General features: G+C 60.8%; 15 protein-coding genes. 6 read left to right on the top strand and 9 right to left on the bottom strand.

Annotated features, from left to right (window positions below):
* Nucleotides 1-28 precede the first annotated feature (28 nt).
* Nucleotides 29-1510: a B12-binding domain-containing radical SAM protein gene (locus tag CWB41_RS04320; RefSeq protein WP_115835411.1), complete on the bottom strand. Its 1482-nt coding sequence runs from the start codon at nucleotides 1508-1510 to the stop codon at nucleotides 29-31.
* Between the two features lie 296 nt (nucleotides 1511-1806).
* Between CWB41_RS04320 and CWB41_RS04315 the strand changes: the two genes are divergently transcribed.
* Nucleotides 1807-2223, top strand: coding sequence for a hypothetical protein (locus tag CWB41_RS04315; protein ID WP_115835412.1), 417 nt, complete (start codon nucleotides 1807-1809; stop codon nucleotides 2221-2223).
* Between the two features lie 74 nt (nucleotides 2224-2297).
* On the opposite strand, the gene CWB41_RS04310 is transcribed toward CWB41_RS04315, so the two are convergent.
* A complete protein-coding gene (locus CWB41_RS04310) occupies nucleotides 2298-3368 on the bottom strand; it encodes an NAD(P)H-dependent flavin oxidoreductase (RefSeq protein WP_115835413.1) in 1071 nt (356 codons plus the stop codon).
* Nucleotides 3365-4606, bottom strand: coding sequence for a YbfB/YjiJ family MFS transporter (locus CWB41_RS04305; RefSeq protein WP_115835414.1), 1242 nt, complete (start codon nucleotides 4604-4606; stop codon nucleotides 3365-3367). Before CWB41_RS04305 ends, CWB41_RS04310 begins: the two co-directional genes overlap by 4 nt.
* A 119-nt stretch (nucleotides 4607-4725) precedes the next feature.
* Between CWB41_RS04305 and CWB41_RS04300 the strand changes: the two genes are divergently transcribed.
* Nucleotides 4726-5679, top strand: a complete 954-nt coding sequence (locus tag CWB41_RS04300; RefSeq protein ID WP_115835415.1) for a LysR family transcriptional regulator — start codon at nucleotides 4726-4728, stop codon at nucleotides 5677-5679.
* 78 nt (nucleotides 5680-5757) lie between these two features.
* Here CWB41_RS04300 and CWB41_RS04295 read toward each other — a convergent pair whose 3' ends face one another.
* Nucleotides 5758-5922, bottom strand: coding sequence for a Flp family type IVb pilin (locus CWB41_RS04295; RefSeq protein WP_115835416.1), 165 nt, complete (start codon nucleotides 5920-5922; stop codon nucleotides 5758-5760).
* 638 nt (nucleotides 5923-6560) lie between these two features.
* On the opposite strand from CWB41_RS04295, the gene CWB41_RS04290 reads away from it, so the two are divergent.
* Complete coding sequence (locus CWB41_RS04290; RefSeq protein WP_129396396.1) at nucleotides 6561-7058, top strand: hypothetical protein; 498 nt, start codon at nucleotides 6561-6563, stop codon at nucleotides 7056-7058.
* Here CWB41_RS04290 and CWB41_RS04285 read toward each other — a convergent pair.
* On the bottom strand, nucleotides 7055-7891 hold the full coding sequence (locus CWB41_RS04285; protein ID WP_115835418.1) for an LssY C-terminal domain-containing protein: 837 nt from the start codon (nucleotides 7889-7891) through the stop codon (nucleotides 7055-7057). The genes CWB41_RS04290 and CWB41_RS04285 overlap by 4 nt on opposite strands.
* A 268-nt stretch (nucleotides 7892-8159) precedes the next feature.
* Here CWB41_RS04285 and CWB41_RS04280 point away from each other — a divergent pair, with 268 nt between their 5' ends.
* The 3 genes from CWB41_RS04280 to CWB41_RS04270 all read left to right on the top strand — a co-directional run bounded on the left by CWB41_RS04280 (nucleotide 8160) and on the right by CWB41_RS04270 (nucleotide 9998).
* Nucleotides 8160-8657, top strand: a complete 498-nt coding sequence (locus tag CWB41_RS04280; protein WP_115835419.1) for a YciE/YciF ferroxidase family protein — start codon at nucleotides 8160-8162, stop codon at nucleotides 8655-8657.
* 407 nt (nucleotides 8658-9064) lie between these two features.
* A complete protein-coding gene (locus CWB41_RS04275) occupies nucleotides 9065-9502 on the top strand; it encodes a cupin domain-containing protein (protein WP_115835420.1) in 438 nt (145 codons plus the stop codon).
* A gap of 136 nt (nucleotides 9503-9638) precedes the next feature.
* The gene (locus CWB41_RS04270; protein ID WP_129396395.1) at nucleotides 9639-9998 is read left to right on the top strand and encodes a hypothetical protein; all 360 of its coding nucleotides are present in this window, start codon (nucleotides 9639-9641) and stop codon (nucleotides 9996-9998) included.
* A 106-nt stretch (nucleotides 9999-10104) separates the two neighbouring features.
* Here CWB41_RS04270 and CWB41_RS04265 read toward each other — a convergent pair whose 3' ends face one another.
* From CWB41_RS04265 to CWB41_RS04250, 4 genes are all read right to left on the bottom strand, one after another.
* The gene (locus CWB41_RS04265) at nucleotides 10105-11955 is read right to left on the bottom strand and encodes a sigma-54-dependent Fis family transcriptional regulator (RefSeq protein ID WP_165203988.1); all 1851 of its coding nucleotides are present in this window, start codon (nucleotides 11953-11955) and stop codon (nucleotides 10105-10107) included.
* 192 nt (nucleotides 11956-12147) lie between these two features.
* Entirely contained in the window at nucleotides 12148-13272 is a 1125-nt protein-coding gene (locus CWB41_RS04260; protein WP_115835423.1) for an acetoin dehydrogenase dihydrolipoyllysine-residue acetyltransferase subunit, read from the bottom strand.
* Nucleotides 13272-14297 carry an alpha-ketoacid dehydrogenase subunit beta gene (locus tag CWB41_RS04255; protein WP_115835424.1) on the bottom strand — a complete coding sequence of 342 codons (1026 nt, stop codon included), beginning with the start codon at nucleotides 14295-14297 and terminating at the stop codon, nucleotides 13272-13274. Before CWB41_RS04255 ends, CWB41_RS04260 begins: the two co-directional genes overlap by 1 nt.
* 12 nt (nucleotides 14298-14309) lie before the next feature.
* Entirely contained in the window at nucleotides 14310-15275 is a 966-nt protein-coding gene (locus CWB41_RS04250; protein WP_115835528.1) for a thiamine pyrophosphate-dependent dehydrogenase E1 component subunit alpha, read from the bottom strand.
* Nucleotides 15276-15647: the final 372 nt, after the last annotated feature.

The raw sequence follows: 15647 nt of genomic DNA, 5'->3' as shown, positions 1-15647 counted from the left end.
GCGCACACCGCGCACCCCGTTCGCGCTTTCATTCCGCGGCCACGGCGCCCTGGCTGTCGCTCTCGCAGGCGATCGGCGCCGGCTCGAGATGCGACGTCTCAGGGTCGGGCGCCCCGGCGGCTTCGAGCACAGCGGCGCGCCATTCCTTCTTGATCGGCAACAGCGGCGGCATCGGCGCGACGCTCGGGTCCGCGGTCGGCGGCGCGATCGTATCGATATGGTCGGTCTTCGCCGCCTTGCGCATGAAGGCGTTGTAGATCGCCCATTGCGCGCGGTTGCGGTTGCCCGTCCAGGGGAAGCGTTTGGCCATCGACGGCAGGGCGTAGAAGTTCTCGTAGGCCCGCGCATGGCCGACGCGCAATTCGTCCGGCTCCATCTGCGTCGGCAGATAGGTGACATGGCCCTGGTCGTACATCGTCCAGTCGTAGGAGACGATGCGGTTCGCCTTGCGCAACTCGTACCAGGTGAGCGTGCCAGGATAGGGCGTCAGCACCGAAAAGGCGCAGGCGTCGTAATTGGCATCGATGTTGAACTTCACTGTCTCGTCGAAGACATCGAGGCCGTCGCCGTCGAAGCCGAACATGAACAGGCCGAACACCATGATGCCATAGGAATGGACCTTTTCGACCAGCGCGGCGAATTGGTCGGGCCGGTTGACGTGCTTATGCACGCTGGTCAGGGTCGAGCGGGTGATCGATTCGAAACCGATGCTGAGCAGTGTGCAGCCGCTTTCAGCCGCGAGTTCGAGCATCTCATCGTCCTGCGCCAGCTTCGAGGTGACGCCCGCCTGCCATTTGATGCCACGGCCCTTCAGCGCGCGCATCACTTCCTTCGGCCGCTCCGGCGTGCCAAAGAAGTCAGCATCGTTGATGGAGATCGTGCGTTCGCCGCATTCCTCCATCTCGCGGATCACTTCGTCGACCGGCCGATAGCGGAACTTGAGGCCGTTCATCAGCGGCTCGGCGCAGAACGTGCAGCCCTGATGACAGCCGCGCGAGGTCTGCACGAAGGTGCGGTTGACGTAGCGGTTCTTTTTCAAGAGGTCGTAACGCGGCATCGCCATGCCGACCATCGGATGCAGCCCGGCGGCGCGATAGGTGCCGCGCATCTCGCCGTTCTTCAGATCGTCGAGCAGCTTGGCCATGATGAGTTCGACTTCGCCGATCACGACCGCGTCGCAATGCTGCAACGCCTCTTTGGGCATGAAGCTCGGATGCACGCCGCCCATGACGACCGGCACGCCCTTGGCGCGGAACTTGTCGGCGATCTCGTAGCCGCGGTTCACATAACTTGTCATCGCCGAGATGCCGACCATGTCGGCTTCGATATCGAAATCGATGGTTTCGATATTCTCGTCGGTCAGGATCACCTCATATTGATCGCGCGGGATGCACGCGGCCACGGCCAGCAAACCGGCGAGCGGTGAATAGAGCGCGCGGTTGAAATAGATCGGCCGCGTCGTCAGCGAATCTGTCTTGGGGTTGATGAGGTGAATGACACGTGAGCGCAAGTGGCCCTCCCCGGCTCGACTGGATCGAAACGCAAGCCTAACACGAAGTTGGTGTTTTGCCTGTCAAATTTGCTGAGGTCAATGTGCGCGTCGCGGCGCAGCATTTTTGCAACCTGTGGCTTGGCTAGCGCAAGGCTCTATCCGTAACCATACTCTCTTCTCGTGGTGAGCCCATTCCGGGGCATGGCGGGGACGTTTGCATGGCGCTATGATCGCCAATCATAACCAAGCAATTTTTTGGCCGCACGGGATGTGGCACTAGTCTTGTCGCGTGTGGTTCTTCAAGGGAGGACGATATGAACGCGCGGACGTTTTTCATAGTCCAGGCCATTGTCGCGATTGTTTTTGCGCTCGGGTTCCTCATCATACCGCGCGCCGTCAGCCATCTTTACGGGGTCACCGCGGACCTCGCCGCGATTCTGGCCTTCCGCTATTTCGGCGTGGCCTTGCTCGGCATCGGCCTCATCTTCTGGTTCGCGAAGGATGTGAAGGACGCCGAGGCGCGCAAGGCCATCCTCGGCGGCGCGGGCATTGCGAATCAGATCGGCCTCGTGGTCTCGCTTTGGGGTACGGCATCCGGCATCATGAACGGACTGGGGTGGACGGTCGTCCTTCTTTACGCCCTGCTGGCCGCCGGCTGCTTCTATTTCCGCGACGATCGGGTTCTGACTTTGGACTCGTTGCCGCTCGGCGTGCTCAAGCGCAGGCCCTGAGCCGCTAGCCTCACTGTTGTCGGGCGTGTTTGTTCAGGAAGCCGGTCACGCGTCACGCGTCTTCGTTCGATGCTCTAGGCGCCCTGCAATTCGGCGATCAGCGTATTCATCAGTTTTTCGACCGGGAGCGCACGCGCCAAAGGCGCGCCCTGGCCCGCCCATTGGGCGCCGTAGCCGAAGTCTCCTTTGGCTTTGGCCGCTGCATTCAGTGCTTTGCCCGCATCATAAGCGATCGGATAGTCGGGAACCTCATTGGGCGTCACGGACGCGCCAAAGGCCGTAAAGCGATTCGCAAGACAGCGCGCGGGTCGGCCGGAAATGACGCGAGTCATAATTGTATGATGAGCGGCCTCGCTGAACAGGGCGGCGCGATGCCCGGCGTCGGCGGCGGATTCATCGGCCGGCACGAATGCCGTGCCGAGCTGCGCGGCGCTCGCGCCGAGCCGGAGCGCGGCGGCGATCCCATGACCATCCATGATGCCTCCTGCCGCGATGACCGGAATATCGAGTTCGCGCACCAGCATCTGCGTCAGCGCCATCGCGCTGAGCTGCGCATCCTCTCCGTCCTGATCGAAAATTCCGCGATGACCACCGGCTTCGAAGCCTTGCGCCACCACCGCATGAATGCCCGCCGCCGCGATCAGGCGCGCTTCATGAAGATTTGTGGCGGTGGCGAGGAGGACGATGCCCGCCTCGCGCAGCGCCTTGATCCATTCGCTGCGCGGCAGGCCGAAGTGAAAGCTGACGACGCTCGGTTTGGCCGCGAGCAAGGTGCGGAGCATGTCCTCGTTTTCGAGAAAGCTCGCATAAGGTTCCGCGATGGCCGGCGGAGGCACCGCGCCGAACTTGCTGAATTCGGGTCGCAGACGTTCCAGCCACGCTTGCTCGTGCGCGGGATTGCTTTTCGCCGGGCGGTGACAAAACAGATTGACGTTCAGCGCCCGGTTCGAGCGGGCGCGCACTGCGGCGATCATGTCCTCAGCCGCAGCCGCCGTCAGGGAACCGACGCCGATGGAGCCCAATCCTCCCGCATTGGACACCGCCGCCGCCATCGCTGGCGTCGACGTTCCCGCCATGGGGGCCTGAATGATCGGCCAATCGATCTTCAGCAATTCAAGGAGATCTCTTGGGCGGGACGGCGTCATGGCGTGCTCTCGCATTCCTCACGGCTTTTCTTCATCCGGTGCCGCGGGCCGCTCGCAACAATCGCCGCGACAAGATCGAGAGCGAGCGCAAGCAGCATGGCCCCCGCACCGATGACGAAGAGCACGCGGTAATCGCCGCTACTCTGCGCGAAGATGAAAGACATTCCATAGGCCGCCCCGACCTGCAAGATCGCGAAGCTCGCGGTCGCGGCGCTCCAGGCCGCCTTCTGCGCCTCGGGATGATGCGGCAGCAATTCACGCACGCGGCCGAGAACCAAAGGCACGATGCCGGGCGTGAAGGCGCCGACGACGAGGCTCGATAATATCAGCGACCACGCTCCGAGATGCAGTGCCGGCAGCACGACGGCGCCAGCCTCGAGCAGATAGGCGAGGCGCAAGGCAGGCCCGAAGCCGATGCGGTCGCCGAGATGCCCGCTGAGCAGCGGCCCGGCCATGGCGCCGAGCCCGAACAGCACCCAATAGTCCGCGCCGATCTGCAAACCCTGACCGAGCCCGCGCGCGATGAAATCGACGAGAAAGATCATGTGCGGCACGAGCCCGACGGCGTTGAGCGCATATTCGAGATAAAGCGCGCGCAGCGTCGCGGTTGGCCTGGGATGCGCCTGCGCCGCTGGCGTCGGCGTATGTTCGGGCCAGCCGTTCCATGCGGCGAGCGTCAGCAGGCAAGACAGAATGCCAAGCCCGATCCACGCCTCCGTCAGCCCCTGCCGCAGCAATATCGGGACGAGCGTACCCGATGCGGCGATGCCGGCCCCGACCCCCATGAAGATCAGGCCGCCGGCGAAGCCGCGCCGCGCCGCAGGCACGAGCGGCAGGACGGTCGGTGCGGCGAGCACCATCAGCGCCCCGCCGCTGAGTCCCGCGATGAACCGCCAGACGAAAAACCAGAGAAACGAAACCGGATGCGCGCAGGCCAAGAAGGCCGCCGTCGCCAGCGTCATCATCAGCCGCAGGATGAGCGGGGCGGCGAAGCGCGCGGCGAGCGACCGACCGAGCAGGGCACCCGCGAGATATCCGGCGAGATTGGCGGCGCCGAGATAGGCCCCCGCCGAGGCTGCGAACCAATGCGCACTGATAATCGCCGGCAGCAGCGGCGTATAGGCGAACCGCGCCAACCCGATGCCAACGAGGCTGGCGCAAAAGGCCGAGAGCGTTGCCCGCCAGGGCAGCGCGCCGCGCGTGCGGCTGTTTTCGCGGCGGTCCTCTTCTGCGTGCATCAGGCCCTCTGAATCCCGGGTTGACGCGGGCGACCGTAGGCGCCTAGGCTTATCATTAGAAATGAATAGTTATGATAACTGCTATCTCATTTTGAGATAAGATGAGGCGCGGACGAGCGATGGATTTTGCCGACCTGAAAGTGTTCGAAGCCGTGTCGCGCCTCGGCAGCATGAACCGCGCGGCCGCCGAGCTTCATACCGTGCAATCCAATGTGACGGCGCGCGTCCGTGGTCTGGAGGAAGAGCTGGGCATCGCGCTCTTTCAGCGCCATGCGCGCGGCGTCACGATAACACCGGCCGGCCAGCGGCTGTTGCCCTTCGTCGGACGTATCGCCAAGCTCTTCGCCGATGCCGAAGCCGCGGCGAAAGACGAAGGCGTGCCAAACGGCGCGCTGCGTCTCGGCAGCATGGAGACGACGGCCGCGCTGCGCTTGTCGCCCGTACTCGGCCAATTCGCCAATACCTATCCCAAGGTCCGTCTCGTGCTGACGACCGGAACGACGTCGCGTCTCCTGGAGGACGTCATCGAAGGCCGGGTCGAAGGCGCCTTCGTTGCCGGCCCCGTCAGCCATCCCGATCTGCATCAGGAGGTGATCTTTCACGAGGAGCTTGTCCTGGTGACGGCGCGCAATGTCGCTACGCTCGGCGATTTGACGAAGATCGCTGATCTGCGGACGATCGTTTTCCAGCTCGGCTGCTCTTATCGCCAGCGGCTCGAAGCTGTTCTGGCGGATTTGGGAATAGCCGTCGCCAAGCCGATGGAATTCGGCTCGCTCGACACGATCATCAGTTGTGTTGCAGCCGGTGTCGGCGTGACGCTGTTGCCGAAGGGCGTGGTCGCGGCAGCTTCGCGGGAGGGCAGGGTCGGCGTGCATGAGCTGCCGCCAAAACGCGCGCTGGTCGAGACGCTGCTCGTGCGCCGTCGCGACGCCTATCTTTCAAGCGCGATGACGGCCTTTCTCGATCTTGCACGTTCGCACTATGGCGTGGCGCAAACTGATCGATCGCGCGGTGAATCTCCCGCCGACTTCAAGAAGATTGGGAAGAAGCCGGCGGGGTCGTTTTCTTGCTGATGCCACCAAGCTCGCCAGCAAGTCCGACAGACGATCCGCCGCGCGGCAGGATCGCTCTCGAATCTGCCGGCGTCGTCATCAGGTCAAATTGCTGGCGATCGCGTTGAACTTGGCCGACACGTTTGTGCCGAGGAGCCCCAGCGCACCGATGATCACGACGGCGATCAGACCGGCGATCAGGCCATATTCGATGGCCGTGGCGCCGGACTCGTCCTTGAAGAAGGATAAAGCGAGCTTTGTCATATTTAACGCACCTATGAAACGAAATGATTCAGGCTGCTCCGAGAGCGTGACTTTTATAAAGGAAATTTCTCTGCATCTTTCCTAATCCGCTGGGGCCAATAGTAGAAAATGCGGTGACCTTCTATTTACTTGCTGCATTATCTTTAAATACGCGCTCAAGAATGATTGAGCCGCTTAAGTGCACATTCATCCTGGCATTGCAGTCAGCGCCGAAGCATCAATGGCTTAAGCCAAACGGAAATTGTCTCGCGCCGGCATTTTGTGAACTGCTTTGCAATTGGTGTCACGCCCCGTGAGCGATGAGATAGCGGTGGCCAAGCGTCGATCTTGGTTAAAATCGCGGGCGTCTTGATACGTTCGTGCCCTACGCCGTTGCGCCCGAGTTTTTGGGACAATCGGTGCTCGATGATTTCAATCATCAAACCAATGAAGACTGAACGCAGGTCGCGCGGCCCGGTACGCGCGTCGCATATCCTTACGTTATCCATTCGATCTTTTTGCACCCGCAAGCGGCAGTATCGGCCTGCCTGTTTCGCCGCTAAATATAGCCGGGAAATCGAGAGGCAAGATTTGATTGAACATCCGGCGAGCGACTGTGCATACTGGGCTCTACGCCATCCCTAATCGCGAGGGTCGCGTTGCGTATTTGTGGCCTGGGCTCCGGGACGCGCCAAACCTCCCGGCAGGTATTGCGTTCAAGCAAAGGAGATTCGGCTGACCTGCCGCTTATGCGGCGGGCTCATTGTTGTGGTGCGGTGTTTTCAAGAAAAAGGAATTTGAGGATGCCTTCAGCATATCCAATCCCCCAGGAATTGAAGGTCGCTTTCGATCATGCGCTCAGCGCTTTCGATAATTGGTCTTATGGTGCCCCCGCTCCGGTCGTCACCATCGATAGAGACGCCTATACGATCGAAACAATCTCCGACTTTGTCATGAACTTTCGAGACAGCGCTCCGAAGGCGACTTACGATCATGTCGTCGAGCTCGCCAAAGCTTTTCGCAGTGGTCGGCAAGCTTCAACCGATGAATTTGCGGACCCGAAAGATTACACGTACCAAGAGATAGGACAGTGCCTGTTCAAGCTTTGCTCGGCGCGGCGCGATTATTTCCGCCAGGCGGTCCATAGCGGAATCTAGGTCCGGGGCGCCGGTGGCGTGAGTTCAGCCACAGCGACGAATCCATCGGTCACGTAGCGGTTGACGCGTCCGATGGACAGGTGCTCGGTCGGATTATACGACGCGACATTCGCGACGACGCCGCACTGCTGAAGCGCGGCGATGATGAAGTCGCGCTCCTCGTTGGTGTCGGCATCCGTCGCGTGAGTAATCTGGAAGCTGAGGCGGGTCAGCGAAAATCCGGTGTCCTTCGTTCCGGCGCCGACCCAGAGCACTGGTCTGTCCTCGAGCGGGCGCGGTGTCTTGATCCAGAAAGACGGCGTGTCCAGGGTCTCCTCGGCATATTTGAGGGATAATCCCCAAAAGCGAATGTGGTGCCGCTTGCGCGGGCTGTCGCCAATCGGCTGCTGGAAGCCGACATCCTGACCTCGGCCAAACAGGTAGAGCGTGCTGAAGGGAGCCTTCGGATAGGGCTCGTTCAGGACGAAGGCGCGGACCATTCGCCAGGAACTGACAAGATTGAGTGTATCGGCCTGCGACCAGCCTGCCGTTGCGAAAGCGCTCTGAAGCTGATGCAGCGTGCCGATCAGGGCGACGTTGACGGGATCGCCCGGCAATCCGTCGCCGGTGATCGTATAGCTCGGCACATGGCCTTGCTGAAGAATCCATGCTCCCATTCGGATGGCGCGCGGCAGGATCACATAGGCCGCAAGGCCGTAGGTGAAGGCGACGGCGAGCGCCACGGGAAGGTGCTGGTCGGCGCGCGTGAATATCACGAAGGCGATGAGCCAAACGACGGCGGCGCCAAGCGCCAAGACCAGGAAACGCCGTAAGAGAAGCTTGAAAAACCTCACCGTGACCTCCCGTTCTCGCGCGTAAATAAAGCTTAGAACACGCTGCGAACAAGAGGGCTAGCCGCCGGCGTCAAGGGCAGATTTGACGGACGAAGCTGGAGATCGGCGGCGAGCGCGCTGAGTCACGACGCCATCGCTGTCCGGCGAACTTTCCAATGGAATAGATGATAGCAGGGAACGGACGACGTGCGCGCTTGTTAAGGGGGCCTCGTGGCGTGAATCCGCCGGAGCGGCTGTTCGCACGGAGGCGACAAACGGAGGCATCAGGATGACGAAGCAACCCAAGGACCTCAACGTCCTGTTTTATGAGACGTTGAAGGATATCTACTACGCCGAGAAGCAGATTCTTCGCGCTCTTCCAAAGATGGCAAAAAGCGCCCAATCGCACGAGCTTCGCCAGGCTTTTGAGACGCATCGCGACCAGACGGAAGGCCATATCGAGCGCCTCGACCAGGTATTCGAGCTGATCGGCAAGCCGGCGCGCGGCAAGACCTGTGAAGCGATCAATGGAATCATCGAAGAGGGCAAGGAGATTATGGAAGATTTCGCCGAGTCCTCGGCTCTCGATCCGGGCCTGCTCTCGGCCGCACAGGCCGTTGAGCATTACGAGATCAGCCGCTACGGCACATTGAAGACATGGGCCAATGAACTTGGTCTCAAGACCATCGTCCCATTGTTGGATGCGACCCTGGCGGAGGAGAAAAAGACCGACGAACTGCTGTCGAAGATCGCGGCTCAATCCGTCAATCGTAAAGCCGCAGCCTGACAAGGATAGGGCGGCACCCTGTCCATCCGAGGTGTGCCGCCCATTCTTGCTTTGGTTTTAGCAGAAGCGCTTTCTCAACGTCACCGCACGAAGATAGTTCCCGATTTCAGGAATCTGCGGCGGTCCCGGCAAGCACCGGGTTGCCATCAACCAATGCGACATTGGCTGATCGTCCTATGAGCAGCGTTCACACCGCGCCGTAAAATTCACGATTGGCGCGGATACGCCGAACGGTGGCAGTCACGGCCGCCGCTGACGCGCGCGCGGCGAATTGCTTTTGATGTCGCGGCCAGTCGTTTTGTCCAGCTTCCCGCTAGATTATCTTGTCGCCAACAAACTATTGTTGCTGCTCGCGTCATACGCTATACTATCTAATGAAAGTTTTAAGCGTTTTTTGGACAAGTTGGATGAGTAAAGTTATCGACTCCAACAATCTGCCCCGCACCAAGGTTTGGGGTGAAAGCGACGCGGCTGTTCGTTGGCAGGGAGCGTTCGCTCTTTGCGGCGGAAACGGATCAACGGCGTCGTCGACCATAGTATACGAGATTGAGCCCGGTGGACGCCTCGGCTGGCATACGGATGCCACCGAAGAGACCCAATACATCATTTCGGGAACCGGCTTGTTATATTTGGAAGACGGCACGACGCACCCGGTTGCACCTGGCAGCGTGTTTGTGTTGCCGACGCCTCTGCGCCACGATCTTGAGAACACTGGCAACGAAACCCTTCGCGCGGTCGCCTTCTTCGCGGCCGCGATGTTCACGCAGACCTTCGATCAAGTGATGTTGCCGCCGAAAACCCACGTCCTCGGCACTCCGAACCGCGAAGGACAGGTCGCCTATTGATTGTCGGGCGAAGTCGCTCCTCATCTTCCGGGTTGGGCTGCGTCATTTCTTTAGGCTCGTGCGGCGGTTCTTGGCCTGCAATCTGACGCCAGCGCCCCGTCCTTGCCTTTGGGGATCTCTGCGGGTATTGGCGGCGATGCCGAAAATCGCCCTCGCTTCGATAATCTTGGCCGTCGCGCTAGCCGCGCCCGCTCAAGCCGCCCAGGAAAACTTTATCCCTCGGCTTCTCGTGGCCAGGCACAACTACCTCCAGGCAGTTGAAGTCTGCCTTCGGCGCGTTATCGCCGCCTCGCCGGTCGTGGGCGTGAGGCCCGAACATATTGCGAAGGCCGCGATCAAGACGTGTCGGGAGAAGGACTCTGCCGTTCGGGCGACGAGAAAGCGCGTGTATGGATTCCCGAGTGTAGACAACTTCATGGCCGGCGTTGATGACACGATATTCGCGTTCGGCGTAAAACTGGCAGACGCCCACATCGCAAGCTTGGGCCTTAAGTAGGCGCCTTCAACGCCACGCCTTGGCTGTCAGCTCCGCCAGGTGGCTCACCTGCGTGACGTCCGCGGAAGCTTCGAAATACCAGGCGCAAGTGCATCGCCTGCCAGCATCAGAATTTTTCAATCGAAGGACGCGCGACGATCACCTTGGTAACGTTGTAGCGCTTCATGCGTCGGTACAACGTTGCCCGGCTCATGCCAAGCGCCGCCGCTGTCTTGGCAATATCGAAGTTGTTGTTCTCGAGCTGCTTGAGGACGACGGACCGCTCCGCGGCGGCAATTGTCGAACCCGGCTGGCCCTCGCCCGGGGCATCGGCATTTTCATGCTTGACGGCGACGACATCAATATCACGTGCCGTGATGATCTGATTGCTGCATGACGCTGCGGCGACGTGGAGAACGAGGCCAAGCTCGCGAATGTTGCCCGGCCATGTGTAGTTCATCAGCAGTTGCAGGGCATCGTCGCTGAGGTGAAGCTGGGGATCGACTTCCTGCAAAAGCCGCTTGATCAACGCAGGCTTTTCGTGCCGGCTGCGCAACGGCGGCAGCTCCAACGTTGCGCCTCTGAGAATATAATAGAGATCGGATCGGAAAGATCCGTTCCGCACCTTGTCCTCGATGTCAGCGCGGCTGGCGCTGATGATTCGAGCGGGACGCCCTTTGCATTTGTCCACTTGCAAAGGGCGCTCTTCGAGTAAGAAATCGAGAAGCCGCGTTTGCGCAGATGAGGGTAGGGCCCCGAGGCAATCGAGAAAGAGTGTGCCGCTTTCCGCGGCACGCACTCTCTCTTCAAAGTCGTCGCACTTATCATTTTCGCAGTTCCGCATCGTGCCGGCAAAGGCCTCGCAGTCGAAGCGGATGAAAGGCTCGCCCGGCGCGGCGAGGTAAGCATGGAGCGCCCGAGCGAACCGTTCTTTTCCTGTGCCTGTTTCCCCGAATATGAGCGCCGGGATACCCTGGCGAACGCTGGAGACGACGCGACGGATAGAGTCGCTGGTCTGCGCGCCGCCGCCTGCAAGCGCCACGAGATCGCTCGGCGCGGGTTCCAGCGCGCCGGGGCGCGGGCGCGAACGCGGAAACTCGATTTGCGCGGACCGGTCGATGACCAGGGCAGATGATCCATCGACCTCGACGAGTTGCTGCTGCGCGTTCAGGGGGAAGTCGCGAAAGCCCGCCTCGACGATTTCGATGCCGCGCTGGATCCTATCGTCGTCGAGGCCCAGCAGCGTGCGCGCCAACCTGTTGGCGCCGACGAGCTGACGGTCCTTGTTGAATGCGATAAGCGCACACCCCTCGGGTGACTCCGCGATCGAAGCGATCCAGCAATTCTTGTAGGTGTGACGAAAAAGCTCGCTCTCGAGCCGTGCGGCCGTTTGATTCGTAGCCGCTTGGGCGAAGGCGATGACGAGCTCGTCAATACGCGAATCGCCCGAGGAAATGTCGAGGCCGCCGATGAGCCGCCCGACCGGATCGAAAATGGGTGTGACCGAGCAGGTCAGGCCGACATAGCTGGAGCGAAAATGCTCTTCGCGATGGACCGTAATTGGACGCCTTTCGGCGAGGCAGACGCCGACGCCGTTGGTGCCCTCGTTCTGCTCGCTCCAGATCGCGCCGGTGGCCAGACCCCACCTGCCAAATGGCGTGGTATCCCCGGCGGCCTTGGTGTTCAGCACGACACCTGTCGCATCCGTTAGCATGACGATGTAGCCGGCGGCCGCCACCTGGCGGCTGAGCTCCATCAGGGGCTGCTCGGCGATCGACAGAAGATAATCGAGAGGATCGCGCGCTTCGCGCAGCTCGAGGCTCGTCAGAATATGGATCGGCTCTTTCCGCTCAGGGTCGAGCCGATACACTTCGAGGCAGCGTTGCCAGGAAGTAGCGATGTCCTTGGCCCGGTGTCCGCGCGTGGCGAGCGCCAGAACCTGGCTTGCATGGTGCCTTTTGATTGAAGGCGAATTCATCAACCTGTTCCCGTCACGGGCCAAGGACATCAAGCCACTTCTCATATACTCCAATCCAGGGCGGTCGCCGTGGACATTGCTAGACCCTAAAAGAAAGGACGACGCAGGGCGTCGTCAAGTTGGAAAGAGGCTCCTGCGGGGGGACTTCCAGAATATTTGCAGCAGCCTCTTTCTTCGCACGCGCAGTCCGAGCTACGCTGAGCGATCGACAAAATCCTCGATAAGCGCATTGACCTCCGCCGCACGCTCCATGTGTGGCATATGTCCGCTCGCCTCAAGCGAGTGAAAGGCGATTTTGGTCGGCAGATATGCAACATCGGGCGGGGCCAAAATCTCGTCCTTCGCACCTGCAATAATCTGAACTGGCATCGGCAATTCCCCCAGCCGAGGCAGGAATATGACCGATTGTTTTGCATCGCGGAAATTGGCCGCAGCAATAGCTGACAGCGCGGCTTTGGCACCGTCGAGGCGTTTGAACTTGATGAACTCTTCGATCATGTCGCGGCTCACCAGGCTTTTGTTGACGAACAGCTTCTGCAGCACGGGCTCGAGCGTTTTGCGCCGATCCGCCTCCACCATCCCGGCAATGAAATCACCGTCGATCGTCTCGCTGAGCCCTGCGGGCGCGATCAGCGTCAACGAGGCGACCTGTGCCGGATTGGTCAGGCCCATTTGCAGAGCGATTGCCGCGCCCAGCGAATGCCCCACGAGATGGGCGCGGGCGACGGAAAGTTCCGCCAGCGTGTTGCTGACCGCGGCCGCGAGTTCGGCGATCGTCGCCGGGGCGTCTTTGCTGGAGCCGCCATGGCCAGGAAGGTCAATGGCGAGCGTGCGGTGATGCGCGGCGATTGCCGGCTGTGTGAACAGCCAATTGTTGAGATCGCCGCCGAAGCCGTGAATGAAAACGACCGGCGCTCCCTCCCCCGAGCCGAGGTCAAGATAGCGGATGCGCTGCCCGTTCGTCTCGATAGTCTTTGGTTCGGGCGCTGCCGGGGCGCCCGAATTATCCTGATCGACGCTGAATTCCGCCTGAAAGCGCGCGACGAATTCATCGATCTCGGCGTCCGCCGTTTTGGCGTCCGCGACCACGGCGATAAGCGCGCCGACCGGAAGGTCTTCATCCCGCTTGGCGATATGCCGCCGCAGAACGCCCTTCACCGGGCTTTCAAAGGCGTTGGTGATCTTTGTTGTTTCAATATCGACGAGATCGTCGCCGACATTGACCTCATCGCCTTCACGCTTCGACCAGCCGACGATCTTGCCCTCGGTCATCGAGAGCCCGAACTTCGGCATTGTGATAGCCGTAATTCCACTCATCACACGGTCTCCCGGACGCGATAGTTCATCGCGGCCTTCACCGCCTTTTCGATGCGGTCAGCGTTGGGGATGTATATGTCCTCAAGGTTCGGCGCGAACGGCACCGGCGTGTGCGGCGGGCTCACCATCTTGATTGGCGCCTTGAGAGCGCCGAAAGCCTCTTGCGCGACCAGCGCGGAGATGTCGGTCGCCATATTGCAGCGCGGGCTGGCTTCGTCGACGATGACCAGGCGCCCGGTTTGCTCCACGCATTCCAGAATCGTGTCGGTGTCCAGCGGCGACGTCGTGCGCGGATCGACCACGGTACAGGAAATGCCCTGTTTCTCGAGCCGGTCGGCCGCCTCGTTCGCGATCTTCACCATCCGGCCGAAAGCAACGATGGTTACGTCATCGCCTTCACGGGTCAGATTGGCTTCTCCGAAAGGGATCGTATACGGCTCGTCCGGCACGTCCTCGATATCGTCGTATTGCACCTTGTTCTCGAAGAAGATCACCGGATCGTTGTCGCGGATCGCTTGGATCAGGAGCCCCTTTGCGTCATAGGCGGAGGAGGGCAGCACGACCTTCAGCCCGGGTATGTGGGTGAAGATGGGATAGAGGCATTGGCTGTGCTGGCTCGCGGCGCGGAAGCCGGCGCCATACATCGTGCGGATGACGAGCGGTGTCTCGGCCTTGCCGCCGAACATGTAGCGGAATTTCGCCGCCTGATTGAAAATCTGGTCGAAGCAGACCCCCATGAAATCGACGAACATCAGCTCGGCGATCGGCCGCAGGCCGGTCGCGGCGGCGCCGGCGGCGGCGCCGACATAGGCGCTCTCGCTGAGCGGCGTGTCGAGTACGCGCTCGCGGCCGAATTCCGTGACGAGACCCTTGGTCACGCCGAGCACACCGCCCCAAGCGTCCTGATCACCGGGCGTGCCCGCGCCGCCAGCGACGTCCTCGCCCATAAGGATGACACGGGGGTCGCGCCGCATTTCCGAGGCGATCGCCTCGTTGATGGCCTGGCGATAACTTTTCTTGCTCATGATCTTGAACCCTCAATACGAAACATAAACATCGGCGAGCAGATCGGCTTCGGTCGGCAGCGGCGCCGCCTTCGCATGCACCACGGCATCGTCGATCAGCTTTTCAACCTCGCCATCGATGGCATCGAGTTCGTGTGCTTCGAGCAGAGACGCCTCGGTCACGCGATTTCTGAACCGCTTCAGGCAGTCGTGTTCCGCACGCAGACGGTCGACTTCGCCAGGCGCCCGGTAGGTCGTCGCATCGCCTTCGAAGTGCCCATAGTAGCGGCCCAATTTGAGATGCAGGAGGCTCGGGCCGCCGCCATTGCGCGCGTGCTCGATTGCCTCACGTGCCGCGTCATAGATGGCAAAGAAGTCATTGCCGTCGACGACGACGCCAGGGATACCAAAGCCTTCAGCCCGCTTGACCTGAGAGCCGCCGACCGCATAGCTCGCCGCCGTCGCTTCCGCGTAGCCGTTGTCCTCGCAGACAAAAAGAATCGGCAGATTCCAGATTTTCGCGAGATTGAGGCTTTCGAGCGTCGTGCCTTGGTTTGAGCCGCCGTCGCCATAGAAGGCGACAGCAACGCCGCGGTTGCCCAGAATCTTCGCGGTGAGCGCTGCGCCGCAGATGAGCGGCGGCCCGCCACCGACGATGCCGTTGGCACCGAGCATGCCTTTGGAGATTTCGGCGATGTGCATCGAACCGCCCTTGCCGCCACAGACACCATCCTTGCGGCCGTAAATCTCGCTCATCATCGGGAGCACATCGACGCCCTTCGCGATGCAATGGCCGTGGCCGCGATGCGTGCTCGCGAGCTTATCGACTTCGGTCAGGTGCATGCAGATGCCGACGGCGGAGGCTTCCTCGCCAGCGTAAAGATGAACGAAGCCAGGGATTTCCCCGGACGCGAATTCGAGATGCAGGCGCTCCTCGAAGGCCCGGATCGTTCGCATGGTGCGATACGCGGACAAAAGATCGCCGCGGCTGAGCTGCATGGCATTTCCCCCTGTTTGGACCGCGTTGCTGCGGCGCGAAATTTCAATAAGTATATGCATGTGATAAAAACGACGCAATACTTGTAGACTAGCGAAAAAGTACAATAGCTAAGAATAAAACCGTCTCAAATGTGAGACGTCGCGTCTCAAATGTGAGAACATGTGTCAGAACCGAGACCAGTGTATACTCGTTTATCATCACTGATACACTTAGTATGCCAGGCATTTGGACTATAAGTCGATTGACAATACACTGGACACTTGTAGCTTTTTGCCGGTTGCAAAGTGGTCAGCGCGATTTCCCTTGCGGGATTTTCACAGGCCGCCGCGCCCTCGAGGGGAACGGGGACGGTGGACTGGAGCGCGCCGACG

Origin of the sequence: Methylovirgula ligni, from assembly GCF_004135935.1 — a bacterium.
GTDB lineage: Bacteria > Pseudomonadota > Alphaproteobacteria > Rhizobiales > Beijerinckiaceae > Methylovirgula > Methylovirgula ligni.
This window is presented reverse-complemented; position numbering and strand designations above follow the sequence as displayed.